Raw genomic sequence first — 23,965 nt, 5'->3', positions numbered from 1 at the left:
GGCTTATGACCCTGTTCCGGGCGCACCGGTACGCTTGTCCGGCACTGAATGCCAAGCGTCGCGGGAGGGAGAATTCGGGCCGCTATTTACGGGAGTCGCTGTCGTTGGGGAACATAATCGGCGCTCCACCATCTGAACCTATTCACAATTGACCTTCTGGGAGGAACGAGATGAAAATCAGCCTTTATAACCAACTTGTCCGCGCCGGGGCCACCCGCCGCGACGTGCTGAAGGGGGCGGCCAGCATGGCCGCGATCGCCGCGGCATCCGGCGCCGGCCTCGGCGCACTGACGCGGCCGGCTTCGGCTGCCAGCGAGCTGCGCACCAAGATCCTGCAGATCCCTGGCGTCGGCAAAGGTCAGCCGACCGATGCCGACTTCCAGAAGGTCGGCGAGCTTTGCCTCGAAGCCACCAAGGCCAACGTTAAGGAAGGCGAATTCGCCGGCGTCGAGCTCTCCTTCATGGGCCTCAACAACCAGAACCTGCACAATGTGCTTTTCCGCGGCTTCCTGAAGCCGTGGGAGGCCTATACCGGCGCCAAGATCAACTGGATCGACCTTGCACAGGCGGACTACAATCCGCGCCTGCAGCAGGCTATCGCCACGAACACAATCGACTTTGATATCGTCGAGATGGGCGCTCCTTTCGAAGGCGATGTCTGCGGCAAGGGCCTCACTTCCGAGATGCCCGACTGGGTAAGGAAGCAGATCGATATGGACGATCTGGTGGCCTATCTGAAGCCGCCGGTCGGCACCTGGAACGGCAAGCAGTATCGCGTGACCGTCGACGGAGACGCGCACAACTTCAACTACCGCACCGACGTGTTCTCCGACTCTGATCTGGCAGCAGCCTGGAAAGCCGATAGCGGCGACAAGGCAGGCCTGACGGAATGGGGCGTGCCGAAGACCTGGCAGCAGGTGCAGGCCGTGACCAAGTTCCTCAAGGGCAAGCAGATGAAGGGCCAGGACGTCTACGGCTACCTCGACGCGCCCAAGGCATGGGGTGGATTCGGCTTCTACTTCCTCGGCAGCCGTGCCAGTGCTTATGCTAAGCACCCTGATGACAAGGCGTGGCTGTTCGACGCCGATACGATGAAGCCGCGCGTCAACAACCCGGCTTGGGTGCGGGCGATCCAGGACGTGATCGACGCGCTGCCCTTCGAACCGCAGGATCAAATCAATGCCGACCCGAACCAGACCTGTTTCTCCCAATTCCTGGGCGGCACTGGTTCGATGCTGGCTTGGTGGGGAGACGCTGGCTCGAATGCGAAGACTAACGACTCCTCGGTCGTCGGCGACGTCACAGGCTTCTCGATCCTGCCGGGCTCGGACGATGTCTATAATTCCAAGACCGGCAAGTGGGACAAGCTCGCCAGCGGCCCGAACTATGCGCCAAACTGCGCCTATCTCGGCTGGGGCGTCTATGTCATGGCCCGCGTCGACAGCGACGAGAAGAAGAAGAAGGCAGCCTGGTCCGCCGCCGCCCATCTCGGCGGCAAGGACCTGTCACTGTGGTGCGCGGCGTATCCGTCGGGCTTCCAGCCTTACCGCAACAGCCATTTCGATATTCCGGAGTGGGTGGCGGCCGGCTACGACGAGGCGTTCATCACCTCGTACCTCAAGTCGGAATCCGACAGCTACAACCATCCGAACGCGGCGATCGAGCCACGCATCCCCGGCATCTTCCAATACTACAGCGCCGCCGAGGATATTTTGGCCAACACCTTCGCCGGCAAGATGAAGGCACAGGAAGGCGCCGATGCCATTGCGGCGGCCTGGGAGAAGCTGACCGACCAGATCGGCCGCGACAACCAGATCAAGCTCTACAAGGCCTCGCTCGGCATGTAGGCTATGTGAAACCGTGGTCCGGCGGCACCGCCCGACCACCCCAGACAGCTCCGGCTCCTCGATGAGCCTTCAAACGGGCGAAATTTGTGGCTGACCAGACTTCGACCGTAAACCCGTGGCCGGCGGATGCCGTCCCTTCCGATCTGATTTCCCCTCGCCGCAAACGGCTCGGCTGGGGGCTGATGGCCGTTGCGACGCTTGGCTTGCTGGCGGTAATCGCGCTGGAGATCCTGTACAAGACCGAAGCCGACACCATCGGCTTCGAGACCTGGCGGCCCGTCGTCTATGCCTATGTTCTGTGGGGCCTGGCGATTGGCGCCGGCCAGGTGCTGACCCGCGGCGAGGACGGCCAGCGTGCCCTGTTCCTGCTGCCGGCGCTGCTGTTCACCATCGCCATGGTGATCTTCCCAACCCTGTTCGGTTTCTACATCGCGCTCACCGACTGGAACCTCAGTTCCTTCAGCGGCCGCACGTTCAACGGGCTCGCCAATTTCTGGCAGATGCTGGGCGATCCCTACTACCGCAACGCGCTGTTCAACATGGCGCTCTATGTGCTGGCGGTGTCGGTCGAATATATCATTGCCTTTGGCCTGGCGTTGTTGCTCAACGCGCAGATCCGGGCGCGAAAATTCTTCCGCGTTGTCTTCCTCTTGCCCTTGATGCTGTCACCCGTCGCGGTGTCGTGGATGATCGGCAAATCGCTGATGGAGTACCGCTTCGGACCGGCCGCGACGCTGGCGCGGCATCTCGGCTGGGAAAACCCGGCCTTCTTCTCCAACCCGATCACTGCCCGCATCTCGATCATGGTGCTCGACGCGTGGACCTTCATCCCGTTCATGATGATCATGCTGCTGGCTGGGCTGCAGGCGATGTCGCGCGAGGTGCTCGAAGCCGCGCGGGTCGACGGCGCCAACGCCTGGCAGACCTTCTGGCAGGTCACTTTCCCGCTGATGCTGCCGGTGTCGGTGACGGCGGTGATCCTGCGCATCATCTTCAAGCTGAAGCTTGCCGACATCATCATCACGGTGACGTCCGGCGGTCCGGGCGGTGCGACAGATTCCGTGTCGAGCTTCATCTATCGCGAGTATCGCGACCGCTCGAATGTCGGCTACGGCACTATGCTGGCGATGGCCTATCTGGTCATCATCATTGTGTTCGTCACGTGGCTGTTGAAATTTGCCAACCGCTTCGTGCGCAATGTCAATTGAAGCAAGATCGGGTGAATTGAAACAAGATGAGCGTCCAGACCACCGAATATGTCGCCTCGGAGATCCGCTCGCCGGCGAGCTTCGTCGCCAGTCGCGTCTTCATCTACGGCGCGCTCGCCTTCTGGGCGTTCATCTGCCTGTTCCCGATCTATTGGACGATAACCACCTCGTTCAAGACCGCGGTCGACGTCACTCAAGGTCATTTGATCCCGTTCGTCGATTTCCAGCCGGATTGGAAAGGCTGGCGCTCGCTCGGCCTTTCACCGGACTCGATCTTCCAGACCTCGACCGTGCGCGAGGAATTCCTCAAGCGCTTCATGAATTCGGTGATCACCTCGGTCGGCGCATCGAGCCTCGCCATCATCATCGGCAGCCTCGCCGCCTACGGACTTACCCGCTATCGCTACCATTTCGCCTGGTTCAAGAACGAGGACATCTCGTTCTTCTTCCTGTCGCAGCTGATCCTGCCGCCGGTCGTGTTGGCGCTGCCCTTTCTCGTGCTTTACCGGGAAGTCGGCATGCTCGACACGCGCGTCGGGCTGATCCTGCTCTATACGCTGATGGTGCTGCCGATCGTCATCTGGATCATGCGCGACCAGTTCAATTCCATTCCCGTCGAGCTTGAGGAAGCAGCCCTCGTCGACGGCCTGTCGATCTGGGGCGCGTTCTTGCGCATCGTCATGCCGATCGCGCTGCCGGGCATGGTCGCCGCCTTCATCCTGGCGATGGTGCTGTGCTGGAACGAGTATTTCTTCGCCGCGCTTTTGACCTCGACCGACGCCAAGACCATTCCTGTCATGGTGGCGAGCCAGACCGGCTCGCAAGGCATCAACTGGTGGTCGATGGCAGCGCTTGCCACCGCCGCCATCACACCGCTCGCCGTCATCGGCATCGCGCTCGAGCGTTACCTGATCATGGGCATGACCGCGGGCGCGGTGAAGTAATTGCGCCAGCCTTCCCTTCTCCACAACAAGGGGAGAAGGGAAAAGCGCGCTAACCCGAAAGTGTTGCCCGCAAATGCTCGAGGATCATGGCAACCCCTTTTTGCCCCAGTTCCGCCGAGGCTTCGGAGGCGCTTGCCGTGTACCAGCCGGTGTTGTCGGCGAAGCGATCGGCATCGACCGCTTCCGGGCACAGCGCCAGCATCAGTGACGTCTCGCCGATGCCGGCATGATCGAACGGGTACCGGCTGTGCATTGAAGCCGGCATCAGCGGATGCACCTGCACCCAGTTGAAGAAATTGATGCCCTCGGCGTGCTCGGCATAATAGTCGGCCATCGCCGCAGAGCCCCACCAGCCTTCACCGCGTTCTTTCTCCAGGAAGCGGAAGATCGCCTGCCGGCCGGCGGCCTTGAAGGCGAGATCGGTTGGCATGCCGGCGGCAAAATTTTCGGTCTGGTGGTGAATGATGGCGTGGATGTTGCGGAAGCCGATGCGCAGCAGGCTATAGAACAGTTCTTCCGCAAATGGCGTCAGCACATTGCCGCCGACCTGCACCGAACCCCTGCCCTCCGGTGCTGCAACCGCATAGCTCGCCGCGCCGTAATAGAAGGGCGGCAGAATGACGATCTCGGCTTCTTTTTCGAACAGTTCCAGGCTCTTGACCACCACCAGCGTGTCCATGCCGACGGCCATGTGCTCGCCATGATATTCGAGCACACCGAGCGGCAACACGACCGGCCGGTTCTCGGCGATCGCCTTGCGGATCTGATGCGGCAGCATCAATTCGTAGCGCATGACACCTACTCCATATTGGTGTGGCGGGCGCGCATCGCTTCCGGCGAGACGCCGGTCAGATCCCTGAGCTTCAGCACCATCACTTCGAAGAGGACGAACAGCGCGCCTTCGAAAACCGAGCCCATCGGCAGCACGGATGTCTTTTCCGGGCCCTGGTCGTCGGCCATGGTCTGAGCCGGGATAAGCAGTGTGAAGTCGGCCAGCTTCGCGGCAGTGCTGTCGGCTTGCGCGGTGAGCAGCAGAACGGCGGCACCGGCATCGCGTGCGACCCGCATCAAGGTCAGCACCGTCGACGTCTCCCCCGGGCCGGAACTGGCGAGGAAGACATCGCCCGCGCCCAGCGGCGGTGTGGTCATGTCGCCGACGACCGACACCGGCAGACCGAGATGGTAGAGCCGCATGGCAAAACCCTTGACCTGCAGCACCTCGCGGCCGCAGCCATAGGTGACGATCTTTTTCGCGCCGGCCAAGATGGCGCAAGCGGCGTCGATGCGGCTTGCGTCGATGCGCTCCAGCACGGTGCCAAGCTCGCTCAGCGCAATCCCAAACAGGTTATCGCCGGCGTCCGTCATCACATTTGCACCAGCTTGCAGGTGCCGGAGAACCACTTGAATATCTCAGTCACATCTGCCCCGAACGGCTTGTTTTCATTCATGCTATCACCGCGAAAATCGGTGTCCAACGACACGCAGTGCTTTTGATGCGCCGCAGCCGTGATAGTGTCACGGCAAATCCAAATGAGGAAACGACAGCATATGAAGACACGGCATTTCGACCGCATCGGCAATGGCGGCATCAACTTCACCGAGCTCGGCTTCGGCACTGCGCCGCTCGGCAATCTCTACCGCGCCGTCTCCGATGCGGATGCCAATGCCACCCTGGAGGCGGCGTGGCGGGTCGGCTGCCGCTACTTCGACACCGCGCCGCTTTATGGGCTGGGGCTAGCCGAAACGCGGCTCAATCCGTTCCTGCGTTCGAAGAAGCGCGACGACTACGTGCTGTCCAGCAAGGTCGGGCGCATCATGCGCGCCTGCCCGCCGGAACAGCGCACCGGCATCGGCAAATTCTTCGACACCCCATCGCGCCGCGAGGTCTACGATTACAGCTATGACGGCGTCATGCGCTCCTTCGAGGCCTCGCTGGAACGGCTCGGCGTCGACCGCATCGACATCCTCTTCGTGCACGATGTCGACATCTTCACCCATGGCAGCAAGGAAGCCTCGGACCAGCGGATCCAGGAATTCATGAGCTCCGGCTATTACGGATTGCTGGCATTGCGCGACCAGGGCGTGATCAAGGCGTTCGGCGGCGGCATCAACGAGTGGCAGGTTGCCCAGACGCTGGCCGAGCGCGGCGATTTCGATCTGTTCCTGCTTGCCGGGCGTTACACGCTGCTGGAGCAGGAAGCGCTGCAGTCTTTCCTGCCGCTATGCCAGCAACGCGGCATCGGCATCGTTCTCGGCGGGCCTTACAATTCCGGCATCCTGGCAACCGGGCCCAAGCCCGGCGCCTACTACAACTATTCGGAGGCGCCGCAGGACATCATCGACCACGTCGCTCGCATCGAGGCCGTCTGCAAGCGCCACGGCGTGCGCCTGATCGAGGCGGCGCTGCAGTTCCCGCTGCTGCATCCTTCCGTCGTCTCGGTAATCCCCGGCGGCCAGCGGCCGGGCGAAGTCGAAAGCAATCGCTCGCTGCTCGACGCGAAGCTGCCATCGGCGCTGTGGGCCGATCTCAAGAAGGAAGGCTTGATGCGCACTGACGCGCCGACGGCATAGCGCCGCTTTTTCCAACAGAAAAGAAAAACCGGATATGCCGGCTTTTCTTTTCTCTGAAAGACTTAAGGAGGCGCTTAGTTGACCGCGTCCTTGAGGCCCTTGCCGGCCGAGAACTTCGGCACGGTGCGCGCCGGGATCTTCACTTCCGCACCGGTCTGCGGATTGCGGCCGGTCGACGCGGCGCGTTTTGACACGGTGAAATTTCCGAAGCCGACAAGCCGGACATCGCCGCCCTTTTTCAGTTCGCCGGTGATGACGGAAAACACCGCATCAACCGCCGACTGCGCGTCACCCTTCGAAATACTCGCGGCATCGGCGACAGCGGATACCAGTTCGTTCTTGTTCATAAAAATTCCCTTCCATGAGAAAACCGGAACACTCGACTCATCCGGCAGGAAACGGACTTTAGAAAGAAGCGCCCCGGCAACCAAGTCGAAAAGCGCCAAGAAAGTTGAAAAAAGCCCGGAAATCCGCGGTTCTTCACATGAAAAAGCCGGGCTCAAGGCCCGGCTCTCTCTTTGTGCATTGCAACTTTAGCAAGTGCTAATGCGCCAGCGATTTACCAGCCTCGTCTCCGACATCGACCACGGCCGGCGCATTAACGGGTTCCACCCACTGGATCGGTTCCGGCATGCGCACCAGCGCATGGCGCAACACTTCGCCAACGCGTGAGACCGGAATGATTTCCATGCCGCTCTTCACGTTTTCCGGAATCTCCGCCAGATCCTTGGCGTTCTCTTCCGGGATCAGCACCTTCTTGATGCCGCCGCGCAGCGCGGCAAGCAGCTTTTCCTTAAGGCCGCCGATCGGCAGCACCCTGCCGCGCAGCGTGATCTCGCCGGTCATCGCCACATCGGCCCTGACCGGGATACCGGTCAGCACAGAGACGATCGCCGTCGCCATCGCCACGCCAGCCGACGGTCCGTCCTTCGGGGTTGCACCCTCCGGCACGTGGACGTGGATATCGCGCTTGTCGAACAGCGGCGGCTCGACGCCGAAATCGATGGCCCGCGAGCGGACGTAAGAGGCCGCCGCAGAGATCGATTCCTTCATCACGTCGCGCAGATTGCCGGTCACCGTCATGCGCCCCTTGCCGGGCATCATGACGCCTTCCACCGTCAACAGCTCGCCGCCGGCTTCCGTCCAGGCGAGCCCGGTGACCACGCCGACCTGATCGTCGCTCTCGACCTGGCCGAAGCGGAAGCGCGGAACACCAAGGTAATCGGCAAGATTGTCCGCCGTGATGTTGATCGTCTTCTTCTTCGTCTTCAGGATCTCGGTCACCGCCTTGCGACCGAGCTTCATCAGCTCGCGTTCCAGGCTCCTGACGCCCGCTTCACGGGTGTAGGTCTGGATGATGCCGCGGATCGCATCCTCGCCGACGGAGAACTCCTTCGGCTGCAACGCGTGGTCGCGGATCACCTTGGGCATCAGGTGACGCTTGGCGATCTCGATCTTCTCGTCCTCGGTGTAGCCGGCGATACGGATGATCTCCATGCGGTCCATCAAGGGCGCAGGGATGTTCAGCGTGTTCGCCGTCGTCACGAACATCACGCTCGACAGGTCGTATTCGACCTCGAGGTAATGGTCCATGAACGTCGAGTTCTGCTCGGGATCGAGCACCTCGAGCAAAGCCGATGACGGATCGCCGCGGAAATCCTGGCCCATCTTGTCGATCTCGTCGAGCAGGAAGAGCGGGTTGGATTTCTTCGCCTTCTTCATCGACTGGATGACCTTGCCGGGCATCGAGCCGATATAGGTGCGGCGGTGGCCACGTATCTCGGCCTCGTCGCGCACGCCGCCCAGCGCCATGCGGATGAACTCGCGGCCGGTCGCCTTAGCGATCGACTTGCCGAGCGAGGTCTTGCCGACGCCTGGAGGTCCGACGAGGCACAGGATCGGCCCCTTCAGCTTCTTCTGGCGGCTCTGCACGGCGAGGTATTCGACGATGCGGTCCTTGACCTTGTCGAGGCCGAAATGATCCGTATCGAGCACATTCTGGGCAAAGGCCAGATCCTGCTTAACCTTGGAGTTCCTGCCCCACGGGATCGACAGCAGCCAGTCGAGATAGTTGCGCACGACGGTCGATTCAGCCGACATCGGCGACATCGTCCGCAGCTTCTTCAGTTCGGCTTCCGCCTTTTCGCGGGCCTCCTTGGAGAGCTTGGTCTTCTTGATGCGCGCCTCGATCTCGGCGGCCTCGTCGCGGCCGTCCTCGCCTTCGCCGAGCTCCTTCTGGATCGCTTTCATCTGCTCGTTGAGGTAGTATTCGCGCTGCGTCTTCTCCATCTGGCGCTTGACGCGCGAGCGGATGCGCTTCTCGACCTGCAGCACCGAGATTTCGGCTTCCATGAAGCCCATCGCCTTTTCCAGCCGTTCCTTGACGGACAGCGTGGCGAGCATCTCCTGTTTCTCGGGGATCTTGATAGCAAGATGCGAAGCGACCGTGTCGGCGAGCTTGGAATAGTCGTCGATCTGGCTGGCGGCACCCACCACTTCGGGCGAGATCTTCTTGTTCAGCTTGACGTAGTTCTCGAAGTCGGTGACCACGGAACGCGCCAGCGCCTCGACCTCGACCTCTTCTTCATCCGGTTCGACCAGCGCCGCAGCACGGGCTTCATGGAAATCGGGACGGTCGGTGAACGCGACGATTTTCGCGCGCGATGCACCTTCGACCAGCACCTTCACGGTGCCGTCCGGCAGTTTCAGCAATTGCAGCACGTTGGCGAGCGTGCCGATGTCAAAGATGGCATCGGGCTCCGGATCGTCGTCGGCGGCATTCATCTGGGTCGCGAGCAGGATCTGCTTTTCCTGACCCATCACTTCTTCCAGCGCCTTGATCGATTTCTCACGCCCGACAAAGAGCGGAACGATCATGTGCGGGAACACCACGATGTCGCGCAGTGGGAGGACTGCGAAGACGCCGTCGCTGGGAGCCTTGGATAATTTGGCCATTGTCCAACCTTTCATGTCGCGGCCGCCAATCGGCCAACCGCGAATCTCATATTAACGACCGGGGATCGTTCCGCCTACCACCGTTTGTGACGGGAGTTTTACAGCACAGAATTCGGCACCACGGCCTTCTGCCATTAGTTGGAGGCACAGGGGGTAAAGATCAAGGGTCAACACGGTCCGTCCCTCCAATCCGCGGCCATTACGCGGCGCCGTAGGCTGTGTGCGACAGCAAAACGGCGCCCTGCGGCGCCGTTTCAGAAAAATCCATTGCCGGCTCACGTCAGGCGCTGACGTTGCCCTTCTTTTCCTTCTGCTCGGAATAGATGTAGAGCGGCCTGGCGTTGCCTGACACCACCTCTTCCGAAATAACCACTTCGCGCACGCCTTCCAGCGCCGGCAGCTCGAACATGGTGTCGAGCAGGATCGCTTCCATGATCGACCGCAGGCCACGAGCGCCGGTCTTGCGCTCGATGGCGCGCTTGGCGATCGCCGACAGCGCGTTCTCGTGGAAGGTCAGGTCGACATTCTCCATCTCGAACAGCCGCTGATACTGCTTGACCAGAGCGTTCTTCGGCTCGGTCAGGATCTGGATCAGTGCCGGCTCGTCGAGATCCTCCAGCGTCGCCAGGACAGGCAGACGACCGACGAACTCGGGAATGAGGCCGAACTTCAAGAGATCCTCAGGCTCGACCAGGCGGAAAACATCGCCGGTGCGGCGATCCTCGGGCGAAGCGACGATGGCGCCGAAACCGATCGAGGTCTTCCTGCCGCGATCCGAGATGATCTTGTCCAGGCCGGCAAAAGCGCCGCCGCAGATAAACAGGATGTTGGCGGTGTCGACCTGCAGGAATTCCTGCTGCGGATGCTTCCTGCCGCCCTGCGGCGGCACGGAGGCGACAGTGCCTTCCATGATCTTCAAAAGTGCCTGCTGCACGCCCTCGCCCGACACGTCGCGGGTGATCGAGGGATTGTCCGACTTGCGCGAGATCTTGTCGATCTCGTCGATATAGACGATGCCGCGCTGGGCGCGCTCGACGTTGTAGTCGGCCGACTGCAACAGCTTCAGGATGATGTTCTCGACGTCCTCGCCGACATAGCCGGCCTCGGTCAACGTCGTCGCATCGGCCATGGTGAAGGGGACGTCGATTATGCGGGCCAGCGTCTGCGCCAGCAGCGTCTTGCCGCAACCGGTCGGGCCGATCAGCAGGATGTTGGACTTCGCCAGCTCGACGTCGTTGTTCTTGCCGGCATGGGCGAGGCGCTTGTAGTGGTTGTGGACGGCCACCGACAGCACGCGCTTGGCGTAGGGCTGGCCGATGACGTAGTCGTCGAGAACCTTGAGGATTTCCTGCGGGGTCGGCACGCCCTCGCGCGACTTCACCATCGAGGTCTTGTTCTCCTCGCGGATGATGTCCATGCACAGTTCGACGCATTCGTCGCAGATGAACACCGTCGGCCCGGCGATCAGCTTGCGCACTTCGTGCTGGCTTTTGCCGCAAAACGAGCAATAAAGCGTGTTCTTGGAATCACCGCTGTTGTTGCCGACCTTGCTCATTTTCCTGTCCTTTCATGGCCGCCCGCCGATGGTCTGGTTGAAAGGGCGCATATTCAATCTATCGCGGGAATCCGCTGCCGCCAGTGCCCCGGCTCCCGCAACGCATTCCGTACGAAACACAAATCGGAAAACGGGGCAATGATTCGAACAACCCCACGCAAAGCTAAGCCGTCGAAAATCAACATAGCCTTAACGTAGGCAATTGCACCCGTCGAGGGAACAGCCAATTGTGGCCGAAATGCCGCAAGCTGCGCCAAAAGCGCGTGATCCCGCCACTCATTGCCACCGCGGGGCCACCGCGGACCTATAAGGCAATACCTTCGACCGGCTCACGTGACGAAATGACCTTGTCGATGAGACCGAAATCCCTGGCCTCGTCGGCAGTCATGAAATGGTCACGGTCGAGCGTTTTTTCAATCTCATCGTAGCTCTTGCCGGTGTGCTTGACGTAAACCTCGTTGAGGCGGCGCTTCAGCTTGATGATGTCCTGGGCATGGCGCTCGATGTCGGAGGCCTGGCCCTGGAAGCCGCCGGAAGGCTGGTGGACCATGATGCGGGCGTTCGGCGTGGCAAAGCGCATGTCCTTGTGGCCGGCAGTCAGGAGCAGCGAACCCATCGATGCGGCCTGGCCGATGCACAGCGTCGACACGGCAGGCTTGATGAACTGCATGGTGTCGTAGATCGCCATGCCGGAGGTGACGACGCCGCCGGGTGAGTTGATATAGAGGTTGATTTCCTTCTTCGGATTCTCCGCCTCGAGGAACAGCAGTTGCGCGCAGACCAGCGTCGCCATGCCGTCCTCGACCGGGCCGGTGATGAAAATGATACGCTCCTTGAGGAGCCGCGAGAAAATGTCGTAGGCCCGCTCGCCGCGATTGGTCTGTTCGACCACCATCGGAACGAGGTTCATGTAGGTTTCGACGGGGTTCTTCATGGACTATCCCTTTTTGAGGATGGGATTCCGGCGCCGGAGATTTGCAATCGGGCAGAATCGGTTCTGGATCGTTATTGTGTAAATAGGATGCCGGCTCACCCTAGCGCAAGGCCGCCTCCCCTAGCCATCCGGTTAAGTCGAATCAAGGTTTCCAAAGCAAGTTTCGCCCGTCGCCGTGCCGGCAGCCCCTCTCCTGCCGTGGGACGGGGCGCTCTTAGCAGTTTCTTAATCACATCGCTTAACGAAAAGTGGTGAAACCGCTTTTTCCGGCCACGGCTTACCCTACAATTCAACGTTGAACTCGCTTCACGCAGTTCAAACAGGGGAGTGCAATGATCAGGAAAGCTGCTTCCTTGGCCCTTACCGGCATCACCGTTCTCGGCATGGCGTCCGAAACGGCCGCCGGCGGACGCGCGGTCGAATGCTACGAGCAGGTCAACCGGCCGGCCGTCTACGACACGGTCTATGAGGACGTGCTCGTCAGCCCGGCCGGCCAGCAGGTGGAATACGAGGCGCCAATCTACGGGACGCGCGAGCGCGTGGTGCAGATCGCACCGGCGCGCGTCAGCTACGAGATCGTGCCCGCCATCACCCGCACCATCTACCGCACCGTGAGGGTTGCTGACGGCGGCTATTCCTGGGAATGGCGCATCATTCATGGCCGCAAGGTGCTGTGCAAGGTCAAGCACAAGGCGCGCTATGAACGCGTCGCCGAAATCGTCGTGGTTGAGCCGGAACGCCGGCGGCGCGTTGTCCTCCCCGCCGAATACGAGAGCGTCGCCGAAGAGGTGCTGGTGCGGCCGGAGCAGCGACGCATCATCGACGTTCCGGCGTCCTATCAGACAGTGGCTCGCCGCGTGGTGGTCAGGGAGGGTTCGTCGAGCTGGCGGCGCGTGCATATTCCGAGGCATTGCCGATACTAGGCGCTCAGGCCGCCTCGGCCCTGAGCCATTTCTTCAGGCCGTCGACATCGCCATTGCCGACGCAGGCCGCAACCCTTTTGCCAACTGCCGCGCCGAACTTGTAGCCGTGGCCGGAGCAGGCCGAGACGACCAGGCATTTGCCTTTCCGGTGGGCCAGGAACTTCTCGTCGGCGGTGAAGGTATAGGCGCAGGTGACCACTTCGGTGACCTTGTACTCTTCGATGCGGGCAATCGGCGGCGAAAACAGGTTGCGGATCGCCTCACCCTCGCCCGGTACCGGCTGCCGGTTCCAGTCGGCATCACTGGTCGGCACCCTGTGCAGGCCCGAGCCGAATTTCATGCCGGCCCCGCCTGTGGGCGGGATAGCATAGCCGTCGACAGTGCCGCCGACGTCGAGCACAACGGGTGCTGCCTGCCAGGCTGCTTTCAAATCCGCCGGCGGTTCGACATAGGCGAGCGCGGTGCGCCAGGTTTTCAGTTCGCCATCCAGCTCTGGGAACAGTTTTAGCACCCAGGCGCCGGCAGCGACGATGATCCGGTCGGCCTGCATCGTTTCGCCGCTCGCAAGCACGACATGTCCGGCGTCGGCGTCGATCTCGACCACCTTGCTGTTTTCGTAGACATTGGCGCCATTCGCGCGCAGCCATCGGGCGAGGCCCGAGGCGATCTTGCGGCAATGCAACGCGCCACCGTCCGGCGAAAAATACGCATAGCGGAACGAACCGGGCTGTAGGAACGGCCAGCGTTCGACCGCGGCGTCCGGTTCGAACAATTCGAACGGATAATTTCCCGTTTCCATGCCCTCGCGGTATTCCTCCGCCTCATCTCCCGGCTCCCGCGAAATACAGATGAAGCCGCGCGGATCGAGATGGCTTTCGCCGAGATCGGCCCACATCTCGTCCCAGGCTTCGTAGGCTTCGGTGATCAGCCTGCCGTAGCCCGTTCCGGCCCGGTAGGCGCGGCGGATAATGCGATGGTGGTCGCCGGAGGCGGCGAGCGGATTGGGGATCGATCCCTGCTCGACGATCGAGACAAGGTGACCGGCCTTGACCAGAGACCACGCCGTCGAAAGCCCGGCAATGCCTGCACCGACCACGATCACATTCATGAAAACTGTCCTTCCGCAACCGCTTCGGGCGGCTCACCTCACGGGAGGGCAACATACGGTCTGGCACCAGACTGGCAAGCCGCGCTAATGATCTGGCATGACCGAATTGAAGCCGCCCTACCTTGCCTTTGATCCAGCCACGCGTCGCCTGCGGCTCGATCCGCACGAGCCGGCTTTTTTCCAGGACCCTTACCAAGCCTACGCCTTCCTGCATGGCGCATCGAACGCCTTCTTCTGGGAAGAATTTGGGTTCTGGTGCTTTGGCGGCTTCGACGACGTCAACCGTCTGTTGCGCGATCGCCGCTTCGGCCGGCAGAACCCGGCCGGCATTCCGGACAGCCGGGACATCGGCCAGGACCGCACTCATCTCAGCGCCTTCGACGGCGTCGAGGCCAATTCGATGCTGGAGCTGGAGCCGCCCGTCCACACACGGCTCAGAACGCTGGTCAACCGCGCCTTCGTCTCGCGCCAGGTCGAGCGGCTCAGGCCGCGTGTCGAGGCGCTGGCCAATGAATTGATTGACCGTTTTGAACCAGGACCAGGAGGAGTCGACCTGCTGCCGGCGTTCGCCGCTCCCTTGCCGATCACCATCATTGCCGAGATGCTCGGCGTGCCGGTCGACATGGGGCCGCAGCTGCTCGACTGGTCGCATCGGATGGTCGCCATGTACATGCACGGCCGCACCCGCGAGACCGAAGAGACCGCCAATCGCGCGGCGCGGGACTTTTCGCATTTTTTGCGCGGCTACGTCGCCGAGCGGCGAAAGAGGCCGGGCGAGGATCTTCTGTCGCTGATGATTGCGGCCCAGGAGGACGGCCAGAAACTGTCGGAGGACGAGCTGGTATCCTCGGCCATCCTTTTGCTCAATGCCGGCCATGAGGCAACCGTCCACCAGACCGGCAATGCGGTGCGGTCGATCCTCGCACAAGGCGGCGATCCACGCCGCTTCTTCACCTCGCCGGAAGCAACAGCCGCGACGGTCGAAGAGTGCCTGCGCTTCGACGCGCCGCTGCACATGTTCACGCGCTACGCCTATCAGAAGGTCGAGGCCGGGCCTGGTATCGTCGTCCAGGCGGGCGAGACGATCGGTCTGCTGCTCGGCATGGCCAATCACGACCCGGCGGCCTTTGCCGAGCCCTTCGCCTTCAGGCCGGGCCGCGCCGACCAGAAGAACGTATCGTTCGGCGCCGGCATTCATTTCTGCATCGGCGCGCCGCTCGCCCGGCTCGAATTGCAGGTGTCGCTGAAAACCCTGTTCGACCGGCTACCGCAGTTGCATCTTGCCGAACAGCCGCGCTTGCGCGACACCTATCATTTCCATGGGCTGGAAACGCTCGCCGTGCGCTTTTGAGCATTCGGTCCGGCAGGCTCAGCCGCAGGGGTGATCAAAGCTTGATCACATACTCCTTGCGAGTCGTTTCAAGCACTTCCCAGCTGCCCTTAAAGCCCGGCCTCAGCACGAAGCTGTCGCCTGCCCTGACAGTCCGCGCATCGCCGCCGTCTTCGGCGATCACCGAAACCCCTGACAGGATGTGGCAGAACTCCCACTCATCATATTCGATGCGCCATTTGCCTGGCGTCGCTTCCCAGACGCCGGCATAAAGGCCGCCGTCCTGTTCCTCGACATTCCAGGTGCGGAATTTTGGATCGCCCGAAATCAGGCGATCCGGCGCCGGCGCGCCAAGTTCCGGTTCGACGGTGTCGACGCCGACGGAAAGAAATTTCGGCGGGGTCATGGCGATCAAACCTTGGCGAGAGCCTGTTCCAGATCGGCGACGATGTCGTTGACGTCCTCGATACCGACCGAAAGCCTGACCGTGTCCGGCCCTGCCCCCGCGTTGATCTTCTGCTCGTCGGAAAGCTGGCGATGCGTGGTCGATGCCGGGTGGATGACCAGCGACTTGGTGTCGCCGACATTGGCCAGGTGCGAGAACAATTCGAGCGCTTCGACGAATTTGATGCCCGCCGCATAGCCGCCCTTCAACCCAAAGGTGAATACCGCGCCGGCGCCAAGCGGCGAGTACTTCTTCTGCAGCGCATTGTTATTGTCGCCGGGCAGGCCGGGATAGGACACCCAGGCGACCTTGGGATGGTTGGAAAGCCACCCGGCGACTACGGCCGCATTGTCGCAGTGGCGCTGCATCCTCAGCGGCAAGGTTTCCAGGCCAGTCAGGATAAGGAATGCATTGAACGGCGAAATCGCCGCGCCGATATCGCGCAGCCCGAGCACGCGGGCGGCAATGGCGAAGGCGAAATTACCGAAGGTTTCGTGCAGGACGAGGCCGCCATATTCGGGGCGCGGCTCCGACAGCATCGGATACTTGCCCGACTTCGACCAATCGAACGTGCCGCCGTCGACGATGGCGCCGCCGATGGAATTGCCGTGACCGCCGATGAACTTGGTCAGCGAATGCACGACGATGTCGGCGCCATGTTCGATCGGCCGCAGCAGATAGGGCGAGGCCAGCGTGTTGTCGACGATCAGTGGCAGGCCGTGCTTGCGGGCAACGTCGCCGATCTTCTCGATGTCGACGAAGACGCCGCCCGGATTGGCCAGGCTTTCGATGAAGATTGCCTTGGTCCTGTCGTCGATCTGGCTCTCGAAGCTCGAGATGTCATTGGTGTCGGCCCAGCGCACCTGCCAGCCGAAATTCTTGAAGGCATGACCGAACTGGTTGATCGAGCCGCCGTAAAGCTTTGTCGCTGAAACGAAATTGTCGCCGGGCTGCATCAGATTGTGGAAGACCAGCACCTGCGCGGCATGGCCGGAGGCGACCGCAAGGCCTGCCGTGCCGCCTTCGAGTGCCGCGATGCGCTCTTCCAGCACCGCCTGGGTCGGGTTCATGATGCGGGTATAGATGTTGCCGAACGCCTTCAGCCCGAACAGCGAGGCGGCATGGTCGGCATCGTCGAAGACGAAGGAGGTCGTCTGGTAAATCGGCGTCGCTCGCGCGCCGGTCGCCGGATCCGGCTTGGCGCCGGCATGGACGGCGAGCGTGTTGAAACCGGGCGTGCGGGCCATCGAAAACCTCCCTTGGAACCTTCTGAAAAGCGCGCCGCATTCTTGGCGGAGCCCGGCTCCGAATGCAAAGAAGAAAATGCCCTTCCCCGTGATAACGGCGGGCGCGGCTGGCGGAAAAATACGGCAGAACTGGAAGATTATTTCTGGCGAACGCCGAAGCTCTGGAATCCCGGGCGCATCAGCGGCTTTTTCGACGACAAGACGCCGGAATTGACGCCGGTCCAGCCGATCTCGCCGGACAGCTTGCCGTATTCGATCTTGGGGCAACGGTTCATCACTACCTTGATGCCGGCGGCCTCGGCGCGCGCGGCGGCCTCGTCATTGCGCACACCAAGCTGCATCCAGATGACCTTCGGCAGCGGATCGAGCCGCAACACCTCCTCGACGATGCCCGGCACTGCCACGGAGCCGCGAAAGACGTCGACCATGTCGATTGGCTCTGGAACATCGGCCAGCCTGGCATAGGTCATCCGCCCGAGGATTTCCTTGCCGGCCTGGCCGGGATTGATCGGGAACACCGAAAACCCCTTGCCGAGCAGATATTTCAGCACAAAGTAGCTCGGCCGCACGTCATTGGCCGACGCGCCGACCATGGCGATGGTCTTCACCGAATTAAGGATGCCGGCGATATAGGCGTTGTCGTAGGCGTCGTGGTTCATGCCTCGTCATACAGCGCTTCGGAGTGAGGTGCCAACAGCCGAGCAAGTGGCTTGCAATGGGCCAGAGGGGAACCTCGTCAGCCGGGCAGCGAGATCGTTCCGTCTTCCGCAATCGGAAAGGCCGGATTGTGCGCGACTTCCCAGACATGCCCATCGGCATCGGCGAAATATCCATACCAGCCGCCCCAGAATGCGCGGCCAGCCGGCTTGACGATACGGCCGCCGGCTTTCTCGGCCATCGCCAGCACTGCATCGACCTCGGCGTCGGAGCGGGTGTTGTAGGCGAGATAGACGGCCGACGGCGCCTTGGAGAAGGTAACGCCCGAATCCTCTTCGGCGCTTTGCCGCGGGAACAGGCCGAGAATGGCGCCGCCCATCTGGAAGAAGGCAACGCCCTCGGTGATCCCGGCATGGCGCTTCAGGCCCATCGCCTCGTAGAAGCGCACGGCGCGGTCGAGATCGTCCGTGGCGATGGTGATGATGGAGACGCGCGGTTCCATATCCGCCTCCTATTCCTCCGGCCATTCCGGCTTGCGCTTGCCGATGAAGGCGCCGATGCCCTCTTCCGCATCGCGCGCCAGCATGTTCTCGACCATGACGCGCCCGGTGTAGTCATAGGCCTCGGCCAGCCCCATCTCGGCCTGCTCATAAAACGCTTCCTTGCCGATCTTGACGACCAAGGACGATTTGGAGGCAATGGTTTGCGCGTATTTGGTGACGATTTGATTCAGATATTCGCGCGGCACGACGCGGTTGACCAAGCCGAATTCCTTGGCGGTTACCGCATCGATCGTCTCGCCGGTCAAAAGCATCTCCATGGCGTGCTTGCGCGAGACGTTGCGCGACAGCGCCACCATCGGCGTCGAGCAGAACAGGCCGATATTGACGCCAGGCGTGCAGAAGGTCGCCTCGTGCGAGGCGATGGCGAGGTCGCAGCTGGCGACCAGCTGCAATCCGGCCGCTGTCGCCAGGCCATCGACTTCGGCGATCACCGGCTTAGGATGGCGAACGATCGCCTGCATCAGGGAAGCGCAGGCGGAAAACGTCTTTTCGAAGAAGGCCCTGCCGCGATCGGCATCGGCGCGGTGCGCGCTCAACTCCTTGAGGTCGTGCCCGGCGCAGAACACTTTGCCGGTCGCCCCCAGCACGATGACGCGGACGGACTTGTCGGCCTTGGCGTGGTCGAGTTCCGCCGTCAGCGCCGCCATCGTTGCAAGCGAAAGAGCGTTGGCCGGCGGATTGGCGAGCGTCAGGCGCAGCACGCCGTTGTCCAGCCTGGAGACGACCGGCCCTTCGGCAACGGCAGGCTTGATGGCGACGATTTCGGCCATAATCGTTCCTCTGCGATTCCGGATCGGTGATGAACTAATCTAGTATGCCGTCTCGCTTCGTCCAACTCCCTCGTCCGCTTCTGCCCTAATGAATGGCCGTTGCAAGAAACGCCACGTCGCGTTCATACAAGCAGGGCGCAAAACCGGGAGACTGAAATGCCTGCCCAAAGCAATCTCCAGCCGGTGCTGACGGCTGCCGAAATCAACACGCTGATGGCAACCGTTTTCCCGCAGCTCAACGACCAGTTCACCTTCTATGAGGCGTTGGAGGTGTTTCCAGGCGGTTGTATCGTGCGACTCAATGCCGACGAGCGCCATTTGCGCCCCGGCGGCACCGTGTCGGGTTCGGCGCTGTTCACGCTGGCCGACATAGGCGGCTATGTCTGCGTGCTATCGCATGCCGGACCGGATGCGCTTTCGGTCACCACCAGCCTCAACATCAATTTCGTCCGCAAGGCCGAGGCCGGGCCGATCGACGGCCATTGCCGCATCCTGAAGCTGGGCAAGAGCCTGATGGTGTTCGATATCGACATCGTCGCCGGCTCGGATGGACAGACCGTGGCGCACGCAACGGGCACCTATTCGATCCCGCCAAAGCGGATTGATGGTGTGGTAAAATAATACCTTTCATCCAAGGCGTTGTTTTTGCTGGATTTTGATAGCTCTCCGACATTTCACGCGCCTTGACGCAGTCGCCGTCCTCTCCTATAAGCCCTCACGAAGCAGCGGCCCGCAAAGGCCGCCGTTTTGTTATTGGCGGCGGGCAAGCGCCTTTCGCCAATCCAAGCAACAAGAAACGCCTTCTTTTGAAGGTCCGAACCGAAAGCAACAATTCATGGCAACCTTTTCGCAGAAGCCTGCGGATGTGGTGAAGAAGTGGGTGCTGATCGACGCCGAGGGTCTCGTCGTCGGCCGTCTCGCCACTGTCATCGCCAATCATCTTCGCGGCAAGCACAAGCCCACCTTCACCCCGCACGTCGACGACGGCGACAACGTCATCGTCATCAATGCCGACAAGGTGGTGTTCACCGGCAAGAAGTTCACCGACAAGGTCTATTACTGGCACACCGGCCACCCCGGCGGCGTCAAGGAGCGCACCGCGCGCCAGCTGCTCGAGGGTCGTTTCCCCGAGCGTGTCGTCGAGAAGGCCGTCGAACGCATGATCCCGCGTGGCCCGCTCGGCCGTCGCCAGATGAAGAACCTCCGCGTCTATGCAGGCACGGAACATCCGCATGTCGCCCAGCAGCCCGTCGTCCTCGACGTGGCCAAGCTGAACGCCAAGAACAAGAAGGTTTCGTAAGATGGCTGAGCTTTCCTCGCTCGCAGAACTCGGAGCTGCCACCGGCAATACCAACACCCAGCCGGCCGCACCCGTCCACGTCCAGAAACTCGATAAGTCGGGCCGCGCCTACGCCACCGGCAAGCGCAAGAACGCCATCGCCCGCGTCTGGGTGAAGCCCGGCTCCGGCAAGATCGTCGTCAACGACAAGGTGTTCGCCGAATATTTCGCGCGTCCGGTGCTGCAGATGATCCTCAACCAGCCGATCATCGCTGCCAACCGCGCCGGCCAGTACGACATCGTTGCCACCGTCATCGGCGGCGGCCTTTCCGGCCAGGCCGGTGCCGTGCGCCACGGCATCTCCAAGGCGCTGACCTATTACGAGCCGGCGCTGCGCGCCGTGCTCAAGAAGGGTGGCTTCCTGACCCGCGACAGCCGCGTCGTCGAGCGCAAGAAGTACGGCAAGGCGAAGGCCCGCCGCTCCTTCCAGTTCTCGAAGCGCTAAGCGCTGCGCAATTACACGCTACCGAAAGGCCGCCTCCGGGCGGCCTTTTCCATGAATGGCGGCACCAATCACCGGCGGCAGGCGCGGCTCGCTCGCATCGTGGCAGACTTCAGGCCTTGATGAAGTCGATAAACGCCCGGAGCGGCGCCGGCACGAGGCGCCGGCCGGGATAATAAAGGAACGGCCCGGAGAAGCTCTGCCACCAGGGTTCAAGCAGCGGCTCGAGCGCCCCGCTCTCGAAATGAGGGCGTAGCCAATCTTCGAACAGGCTGATGATGCGGTGCCAGCGATGGCTGCATCGACTTTGAGGTCCGTCGCCCCGCCCAGGGTCACGAGAAGCGGCCCCGTCGGGTCGACCCGCACCACCTCGCCGTCGCGCTCGAATTCCCACGGCGGCATCGCACGGCTGGCAAAGCGGCCGCGCAGGCAGGCGTGGCCGAGCAGGTCGCTCGGGTGTTGCGGCCGGCCATGACGATCCAGGTAGGCAGGGCTGGCGGCGGTGGCGAAGCGCTGCACGCGCGGTCCGATCGGCACGGCGATCATGTCCTGCTCCAGCCGCTCGTCGTAGCGGATGCCGGCGTCGCAGCCGGCCGCCAGCACATCGACGAAGCTTTCCTCAGCGATCACCTCCAGCCGGATGCCGGGATAGGCGGCAAGGAACCGCGGGACGATGCTGGGCAGGACCAGCCGCGCCGCGCTGACCGGCACGTTGAGGCGCAACAAGCCCGCCGGCCTGTCGCGAAAGCCGTTCACCACGTCGAGAGCCGACTCCACCTCGGTCAAGGCTGGACCGAGCCGCGCCAGCAGGCCTTCGCCGGCCTCCGTCAGGACGACGCTGCGGGTCGTCCTGTTGAGCAGCCTGACACCGAGCTGCGTCTCCAGACGCCGCACGGCCTCGCTCAACCCCGACGCGCTGCCGCCGCTGGCGCGGGCGCCATCGCGAAAACCCTTGGCGCGCGCTACGGCCACGAAAGCGTTCAGATCCCCGAGATCGATCTTCATTGTTCGTCATTCCGCACAGCCTGTGCGGATTGTACCCAATTATCATTGGATCGGACAGCGTCTATCTGTGCGCCATCCCTGAAGGAGAAAGACCATGTCCAGTATCGACCAGTCCGGCACATTCATCCTCGGCGACCGCAAAGTCAGACGGCTCGGCTACGGCGCCATGCAACTCGCAGGGCCCGGCGTCTTCGGGCCACCAAAGGACCACGACACGGCATTGGCCGTGCTGCGCGAAGCCGTTGCACAAGGCGTCAATCACATCGACACCAGTGACTTCTATGGCCCGCACGTGACCAACCTGTTGATCCGCGAAGCGCTCGCACCCTATCCTGACGACCTCGTCATAGTCACCAAGATCGGCGCCAGGCGCGGCCAGGGCGGATCGTGGCTGCCGGCCTTCTCGGCCCAAGAACTCACCCAGGCGGTGCACGACAATCTGCACAATCTCGGGCTCGACGTGCTGGAGGCGGTCAACCTTCGGATCATGTTCGACGCGCATGGCCCCGCCGAAGGGTCGATCGCGGCGCCGCTTGCGACGCTCGCCGAGCTTCAGCGACAGGGCCTCGTGCGCCACATCGGGCTGAGCAACGTCACCGCTGCGCAGATCGCCGAAGGCCGCAGGATTTGCAAGATCGTCTGCGTGCAGAATCAGTACAATCTGGCGCATCGGGGCGACGATGCCTTGATTGACGATCTCGCCCGCGACGGCATCGCCTATGTGCCGTTCTTCCCGCTTGGCGGCTTCAATCCGTTGCAGTCGTCGACCTTGTCCAAGGTCGCCGCACGCCTCGGCGCCACGCCCATGCAGGTCGCGCTCGCCTGGCTGCTTCGCCGCGCGCCCAACATTCTTCTGATCCCAGGCACGTCTTCCGTCGCGCATCTCAGGGAGAACCTCGCCGCGGGCGATCTCGCGTTGCCCGAAGATGCGATCGAGGAATTGGACAGTATCGCCGGAACTGTCCCCGCTCACGCGTAGCGCGGCAATCGCTCTGGTTCGTGCCCGGCGTTAGTTAATGCTGGCCGTATTCGCCGGCTCGGCCGGGCGCTTCTCACCGGCGTAGGGCACGCGAAAACCGTTCGCCGCCAGCCAACCGATGGCCGCCTTCGGTTCGTCGGTCTGGATGATGGTGGCGCCGCGCTCGACCCAGAAGCCGTAGGTCTCGCGCGGCAGGCTGGCCGCGACCGCCAGCTCGTCGCCGCGACCGCCGGCGAGGAAGCCGCCCGGCTTGTTGACGATGGCATAGGTGTCGGCCCAGATGTGCCAGTCGCCCCTTACCGCCAGCGCGCGCATGCGCGGGCTGAACAGCGGGCCGCCGGTCTCCGTCAGCGTCTCTGATCCCATGCGCCAGTTGATCATCTCGACTGCGCGCATCGGGAAGGCCCGGCTCAGTTCCTCGGCAAACATGGCGTCGCGAACCGCGTCATCGGCGATGATCGGCATGAACTGGAAGCCGCTGCCGATCTCGGCCATGGCAGCCTTGACCCTGGCGATCCTCTCCGCATTCCACAGGTTCTCTTTGACGATCACCTGTTCGGCCATGCCGAGATCGCGGGCGACGGCGACCATGCCGGCGAGGCTTCCGGTGTCGAGCTTGTTGTCGAGGTTGACGAGAATCCTGTCCCTGGTCGCCACCAGCATCTCGCGCAACGTCGAGACCGTCTCGCCCGTAACGGCGCCGGTGCCTTCGATCACCAATCGGCAGGTCTTGAGTTCGGCCAATGTGCGGTTGACCACCTCGCCCTTGCAGGTCGTGGTGCGGTCAAGCCAGCTGTCATGCATGACGACGAATTCTCCGTCCTTCGAGCGCCTGATGTCGACCTCGACGATTTCGGCGCCCATTGCGATCGACGCCTCGACGGCGGCGATCGAGTTTTCGGGATAGAGCGTCTTGCCGGCCTGCATGCCGCCGGCGCGGTGCGCGGCCACCATCACATGGTCGCGCCATTGGTTGGCGTGCTCGAAACGGTCGAGAATATGCCTGGCGCGCGTTTCGCCTGCCGATGCCTGGCAAAGGGAGACCGCCAGCGCCGCGGAAAGCAGAAGGCTCGGCCAAATCGTTCGCATGAGGCAAGTCGTTCGCACGAGAATCGCTCCGTACCGGGATCGCACCCCGGTTAA

23 protein-coding genes and 1 pseudogene are annotated in these 23,965 nt (G+C 62.3%); 10 read left to right on the top strand and 14 right to left on the bottom strand.

Features of this window, described 5'->3' with window-relative positions; translation table 11 throughout:
- Positions 1 to 170: 170 nt before the first annotated feature.
- The 3 genes from NKH50_RS22600 to NKH50_RS22590 all read left to right on the top strand — a co-directional run bounded on the left by NKH50_RS22600 (position 171) and on the right by NKH50_RS22590 (position 3,999).
- Entirely contained in the window at positions 171 to 1,847 is a 1,677-nt protein-coding gene (locus NKH50_RS22600) for an ABC transporter substrate-binding protein (protein ID WP_352491909.1), read from the top strand.
- Between the two features lie 86 nt (positions 1,848 to 1,933).
- Entirely contained in the window at positions 1,934 to 3,055 is a 1,122-nt protein-coding gene (locus tag NKH50_RS22595; protein ID WP_352491908.1) for a carbohydrate ABC transporter permease, read from the top strand.
- A gap of 26 nt (positions 3,056 to 3,081) precedes the next feature.
- Positions 3,082 to 3,999 carry a carbohydrate ABC transporter permease gene (locus NKH50_RS22590; protein WP_352491907.1) on the top strand — a complete coding sequence of 306 codons (918 nt, stop codon included), beginning with the start codon at positions 3,082 to 3,084 and terminating at the stop codon, positions 3,997 to 3,999.
- Positions 4,000 to 4,048: 49 nt separating this feature from the next.
- Here NKH50_RS22590 and NKH50_RS22585 read toward each other — a convergent pair whose 3' ends face one another.
- Positions 4,049 to 4,792, bottom strand: coding sequence for a creatininase family protein (locus NKH50_RS22585; RefSeq protein ID WP_352491906.1), 744 nt, complete (start codon positions 4,790 to 4,792; stop codon positions 4,049 to 4,051).
- A 5-nt stretch (positions 4,793 to 4,797) separates the two neighbouring features.
- Positions 4,798 to 5,364 carry a 6-phospho-3-hexuloisomerase gene (hxlB, locus tag NKH50_RS22580; protein ID WP_352491905.1) on the bottom strand — a complete coding sequence of 189 codons (567 nt, stop codon included), beginning with the start codon at positions 5,362 to 5,364 and terminating at the stop codon, positions 4,798 to 4,800.
- Positions 5,365 to 5,547: 183 nt separating this feature from the next.
- On the opposite strand from hxlB, the gene NKH50_RS22575 reads away from it, so the two are divergent.
- Positions 5,548 to 6,570, top strand: coding sequence for an aldo/keto reductase (locus tag NKH50_RS22575; protein ID WP_352491904.1), 1,023 nt, complete (start codon positions 5,548 to 5,550; stop codon positions 6,568 to 6,570).
- 74 nt (positions 6,571 to 6,644) lie between these two features.
- Here the strand turns inward: NKH50_RS22575 and NKH50_RS22570 are convergent, their stop codons facing one another.
- From NKH50_RS22570 to NKH50_RS22555, 4 genes are all read right to left on the bottom strand, one after another.
- The gene (locus NKH50_RS22570; RefSeq protein WP_006201846.1) at positions 6,645 to 6,917 is read right to left on the bottom strand and encodes an HU family DNA-binding protein; all 273 of its coding nucleotides are present in this window, start codon (positions 6,915 to 6,917) and stop codon (positions 6,645 to 6,647) included.
- A 196-nt stretch (positions 6,918 to 7,113) separates the two neighbouring features.
- Positions 7,114 to 9,525 (bottom strand): endopeptidase La, encoded by a 2,412-nt coding sequence (gene lon / locus NKH50_RS22565; RefSeq protein WP_352881079.1) that lies wholly within the window; start codon positions 9,523 to 9,525, stop codon positions 7,114 to 7,116.
- Positions 9,526 to 9,805: 280 nt separating this feature from the next.
- A complete protein-coding gene (gene clpX, locus NKH50_RS22560) occupies positions 9,806 to 11,080 on the bottom strand; it encodes an ATP-dependent Clp protease ATP-binding subunit ClpX (RefSeq protein WP_006332719.1) in 1,275 nt (424 codons plus the stop codon).
- Between the two features lie 304 nt (positions 11,081 to 11,384).
- Positions 11,385 to 12,014 carry an ATP-dependent Clp protease proteolytic subunit gene (locus NKH50_RS22555; RefSeq protein ID WP_023674655.1) on the bottom strand — a complete coding sequence of 210 codons (630 nt, stop codon included), beginning with the start codon at positions 12,012 to 12,014 and terminating at the stop codon, positions 11,385 to 11,387.
- A 332-nt stretch (positions 12,015 to 12,346) separates the two neighbouring features.
- Here NKH50_RS22555 and NKH50_RS22550 point away from each other — a divergent pair, with 332 nt between their 5' ends.
- Positions 12,347 to 12,937: a hypothetical protein gene (locus NKH50_RS22550; RefSeq protein WP_352491902.1), complete on the top strand. Its 591-nt coding sequence runs from the start codon at positions 12,347 to 12,349 to the stop codon at positions 12,935 to 12,937.
- Positions 12,938 to 12,941: 4 nt separating this feature from the next.
- On the opposite strand, the gene NKH50_RS22545 is transcribed toward NKH50_RS22550, so the two are convergent.
- Entirely contained in the window at positions 12,942 to 14,045 is a 1,104-nt protein-coding gene (locus NKH50_RS22545; RefSeq protein WP_352491901.1) for an NAD(P)/FAD-dependent oxidoreductase, read from the bottom strand.
- 97 nt (positions 14,046 to 14,142) lie between these two features.
- Here NKH50_RS22545 and NKH50_RS22540 point away from each other — a divergent pair, with 97 nt between their 5' ends.
- Positions 14,143 to 15,396 (top strand): cytochrome P450, encoded by a 1,254-nt coding sequence (locus tag NKH50_RS22540; protein WP_352881076.1) that lies wholly within the window; start codon positions 14,143 to 14,145, stop codon positions 15,394 to 15,396.
- 34 nt (positions 15,397 to 15,430) lie between these two features.
- On the opposite strand, the gene NKH50_RS22535 is transcribed toward NKH50_RS22540, so the two are convergent.
- From NKH50_RS22535 to NKH50_RS22515, 5 genes are all read right to left on the bottom strand, one after another.
- Positions 15,431 to 15,781: a cupin domain-containing protein gene (locus NKH50_RS22535; RefSeq protein WP_352805003.1), complete on the bottom strand. Its 351-nt coding sequence runs from the start codon at positions 15,779 to 15,781 to the stop codon at positions 15,431 to 15,433.
- A 5-nt stretch (positions 15,782 to 15,786) separates the two neighbouring features.
- A complete protein-coding gene (locus NKH50_RS22530) occupies positions 15,787 to 17,067 on the bottom strand; it encodes an O-acetylhomoserine aminocarboxypropyltransferase (protein WP_352881074.1) in 1,281 nt (426 codons plus the stop codon).
- A 137-nt stretch (positions 17,068 to 17,204) separates the two neighbouring features.
- A complete protein-coding gene (locus tag NKH50_RS22525) occupies positions 17,205 to 17,726 on the bottom strand; it encodes a CoA-binding protein (RefSeq protein ID WP_254817595.1) in 522 nt (173 codons plus the stop codon).
- Between the two features lie 77 nt (positions 17,727 to 17,803).
- Entirely contained in the window at positions 17,804 to 18,226 is a 423-nt protein-coding gene (locus NKH50_RS22520; RefSeq protein WP_352881072.1) for a VOC family protein, read from the bottom strand.
- Positions 18,227 to 18,235: 9 nt separating this feature from the next.
- Positions 18,236 to 19,057, bottom strand: coding sequence for an enoyl-CoA hydratase (locus NKH50_RS22515; RefSeq protein ID WP_352881070.1), 822 nt, complete (start codon positions 19,055 to 19,057; stop codon positions 18,236 to 18,238).
- 156 nt (positions 19,058 to 19,213) lie between these two features.
- Between NKH50_RS22515 and NKH50_RS22510 the strand changes: the two genes are divergently transcribed.
- The 3 genes from NKH50_RS22510 to rpsI all read left to right on the top strand — a co-directional run bounded on the left by NKH50_RS22510 (position 19,214) and on the right by rpsI (position 20,841).
- Positions 19,214 to 19,678 carry a PaaI family thioesterase gene (locus NKH50_RS22510; RefSeq protein WP_352881068.1) on the top strand — a complete coding sequence of 155 codons (465 nt, stop codon included), beginning with the start codon at positions 19,214 to 19,216 and terminating at the stop codon, positions 19,676 to 19,678.
- Positions 19,679 to 19,892: 214 nt separating this feature from the next.
- Positions 19,893 to 20,357 (top strand): 50S ribosomal protein L13, encoded by a 465-nt coding sequence (gene rplM / locus NKH50_RS22505; RefSeq protein WP_023674645.1) that lies wholly within the window; start codon positions 19,893 to 19,895, stop codon positions 20,355 to 20,357.
- A gap of 1 nt (position 20,358) precedes the next feature.
- Complete coding sequence (rpsI, locus tag NKH50_RS22500; RefSeq protein WP_023674644.1) at positions 20,359 to 20,841, top strand: 30S ribosomal protein S9; 483 nt, start codon at positions 20,359 to 20,361, stop codon at positions 20,839 to 20,841.
- A 109-nt stretch (positions 20,842 to 20,950) separates the two neighbouring features.
- On the opposite strand, the pseudogene NKH50_RS22495 reads toward rpsI, so the two are convergent.
- Positions 20,951 to 21,843: pseudogene (locus NKH50_RS22495) on the bottom strand (LysR family transcriptional regulator).
- Between the two features lie 94 nt (positions 21,844 to 21,937).
- Between NKH50_RS22495 and NKH50_RS22490 the strand changes: the two are divergent.
- Positions 21,938 to 22,822: an aldo/keto reductase family oxidoreductase gene (locus NKH50_RS22490; protein WP_352881066.1), complete on the top strand. Its 885-nt coding sequence runs from the start codon at positions 21,938 to 21,940 to the stop codon at positions 22,820 to 22,822.
- Positions 22,823 to 22,852: 30 nt separating this feature from the next.
- Here NKH50_RS22490 and NKH50_RS22485 read toward each other — a convergent pair whose 3' ends face one another.
- On the bottom strand, positions 22,853 to 23,911 hold the full coding sequence (locus NKH50_RS22485) for a glycerophosphodiester phosphodiesterase family protein (protein WP_352881064.1): 1,059 nt from the start codon (positions 23,909 to 23,911) through the stop codon (positions 22,853 to 22,855).
- Positions 23,912 to 23,965 lie beyond the last annotated feature (54 nt).

Source organism: Mesorhizobium sp. M1027, from assembly GCF_040318745.1.
GTDB lineage: Bacteria > Pseudomonadota > Alphaproteobacteria > Rhizobiales > Rhizobiaceae > Mesorhizobium.
This window is presented reverse-complemented; position numbering and strand designations above follow the sequence as displayed.

Bases quoted from the DNA above. Each gene is read 5' to 3' on its own strand.
- NKH50_RS22600 (WP_352491909.1), top strand. From the start codon at position 171: ATGAAAATCAGCCTTTATAACCAACTTGTCCGCGCCGGGGCCACCCGC.
- NKH50_RS22590 (WP_352491907.1), top strand. From the start codon at position 3,082: ATGAGCGTCCAGACCACCGAATATGTCGCCTCGGAGATCCGCTCGCCG.
- NKH50_RS22585 (WP_352491906.1), bottom strand. From the start codon at position 4,792: ATGCGCTACGAATTGATGCTGCCGCATCAGATCCGCAAGGCGATCGCC.
- hxlB (WP_352491905.1), bottom strand. From the start codon at position 5,364: ATGACGGACGCCGGCGATAACCTGTTTGGGATTGCGCTGAGCGAGCTT.
- NKH50_RS22575 (WP_352491904.1), top strand. From the start codon at position 5,548: ATGAAGACACGGCATTTCGACCGCATCGGCAATGGCGGCATCAACTTC.
- NKH50_RS22570 (WP_006201846.1), bottom strand. From the start codon at position 6,917: ATGAACAAGAACGAACTGGTATCCGCTGTCGCCGATGCCGCGAGTATT.
- lon (WP_352881079.1), bottom strand. From the start codon at position 9,525: ATGGCCAAATTATCCAAGGCTCCCAGCGACGGCGTCTTCGCAGTCCTC.
- clpX (WP_006332719.1), bottom strand. From the start codon at position 11,080: ATGAGCAAGGTCGGCAACAACAGCGGTGATTCCAAGAACACGCTTTAT.
- NKH50_RS22555 (WP_023674655.1), bottom strand. From the start codon at position 12,014: ATGAAGAACCCCGTCGAAACCTACATGAACCTCGTTCCGATGGTGGTC.
- NKH50_RS22550 (WP_352491902.1), top strand. From the start codon at position 12,347: ATGATCAGGAAAGCTGCTTCCTTGGCCCTTACCGGCATCACCGTTCTC.
- NKH50_RS22545 (WP_352491901.1), bottom strand. From the start codon at position 14,045: ATGAATGTGATCGTGGTCGGTGCAGGCATTGCCGGGCTTTCGACGGCG.
- NKH50_RS22540 (WP_352881076.1), top strand. From the start codon at position 14,143: ATGACCGAATTGAAGCCGCCCTACCTTGCCTTTGATCCAGCCACGCGT.
- NKH50_RS22535 (WP_352805003.1), bottom strand. From the start codon at position 15,781: ATGACCCCGCCGAAATTTCTTTCCGTCGGCGTCGACACCGTCGAACCG.
- NKH50_RS22530 (WP_352881074.1), bottom strand. From the start codon at position 17,067: ATGGCCCGCACGCCCGGTTTCAACACGCTCGCCGTCCATGCCGGCGCC.
- NKH50_RS22525 (WP_254817595.1), bottom strand. From the start codon at position 17,726: ATGAACCACGACGCCTACGACAACGCCTATATCGCCGGCATCCTTAAT.
- NKH50_RS22520 (WP_352881072.1), bottom strand. From the start codon at position 18,226: ATGGAACCGCGCGTCTCCATCATCACCATCGCCACGGACGATCTCGAC.
- NKH50_RS22515 (WP_352881070.1), bottom strand. From the start codon at position 19,057: ATGGCCGAAATCGTCGCCATCAAGCCTGCCGTTGCCGAAGGGCCGGTC.
- NKH50_RS22510 (WP_352881068.1), top strand. From the start codon at position 19,214: ATGCCTGCCCAAAGCAATCTCCAGCCGGTGCTGACGGCTGCCGAAATC.
- rplM (WP_023674645.1), top strand. From the start codon at position 19,893: ATGGCAACCTTTTCGCAGAAGCCTGCGGATGTGGTGAAGAAGTGGGTG.
- rpsI (WP_023674644.1), top strand. From the start codon at position 20,359: ATGGCTGAGCTTTCCTCGCTCGCAGAACTCGGAGCTGCCACCGGCAAT.
- NKH50_RS22490 (WP_352881066.1), top strand. From the start codon at position 21,938: ATGTCCAGTATCGACCAGTCCGGCACATTCATCCTCGGCGACCGCAAA.
- NKH50_RS22485 (WP_352881064.1), bottom strand. From the start codon at position 23,911: ATGCGAACGATTTGGCCGAGCCTTCTGCTTTCCGCGGCGCTGGCGGTC.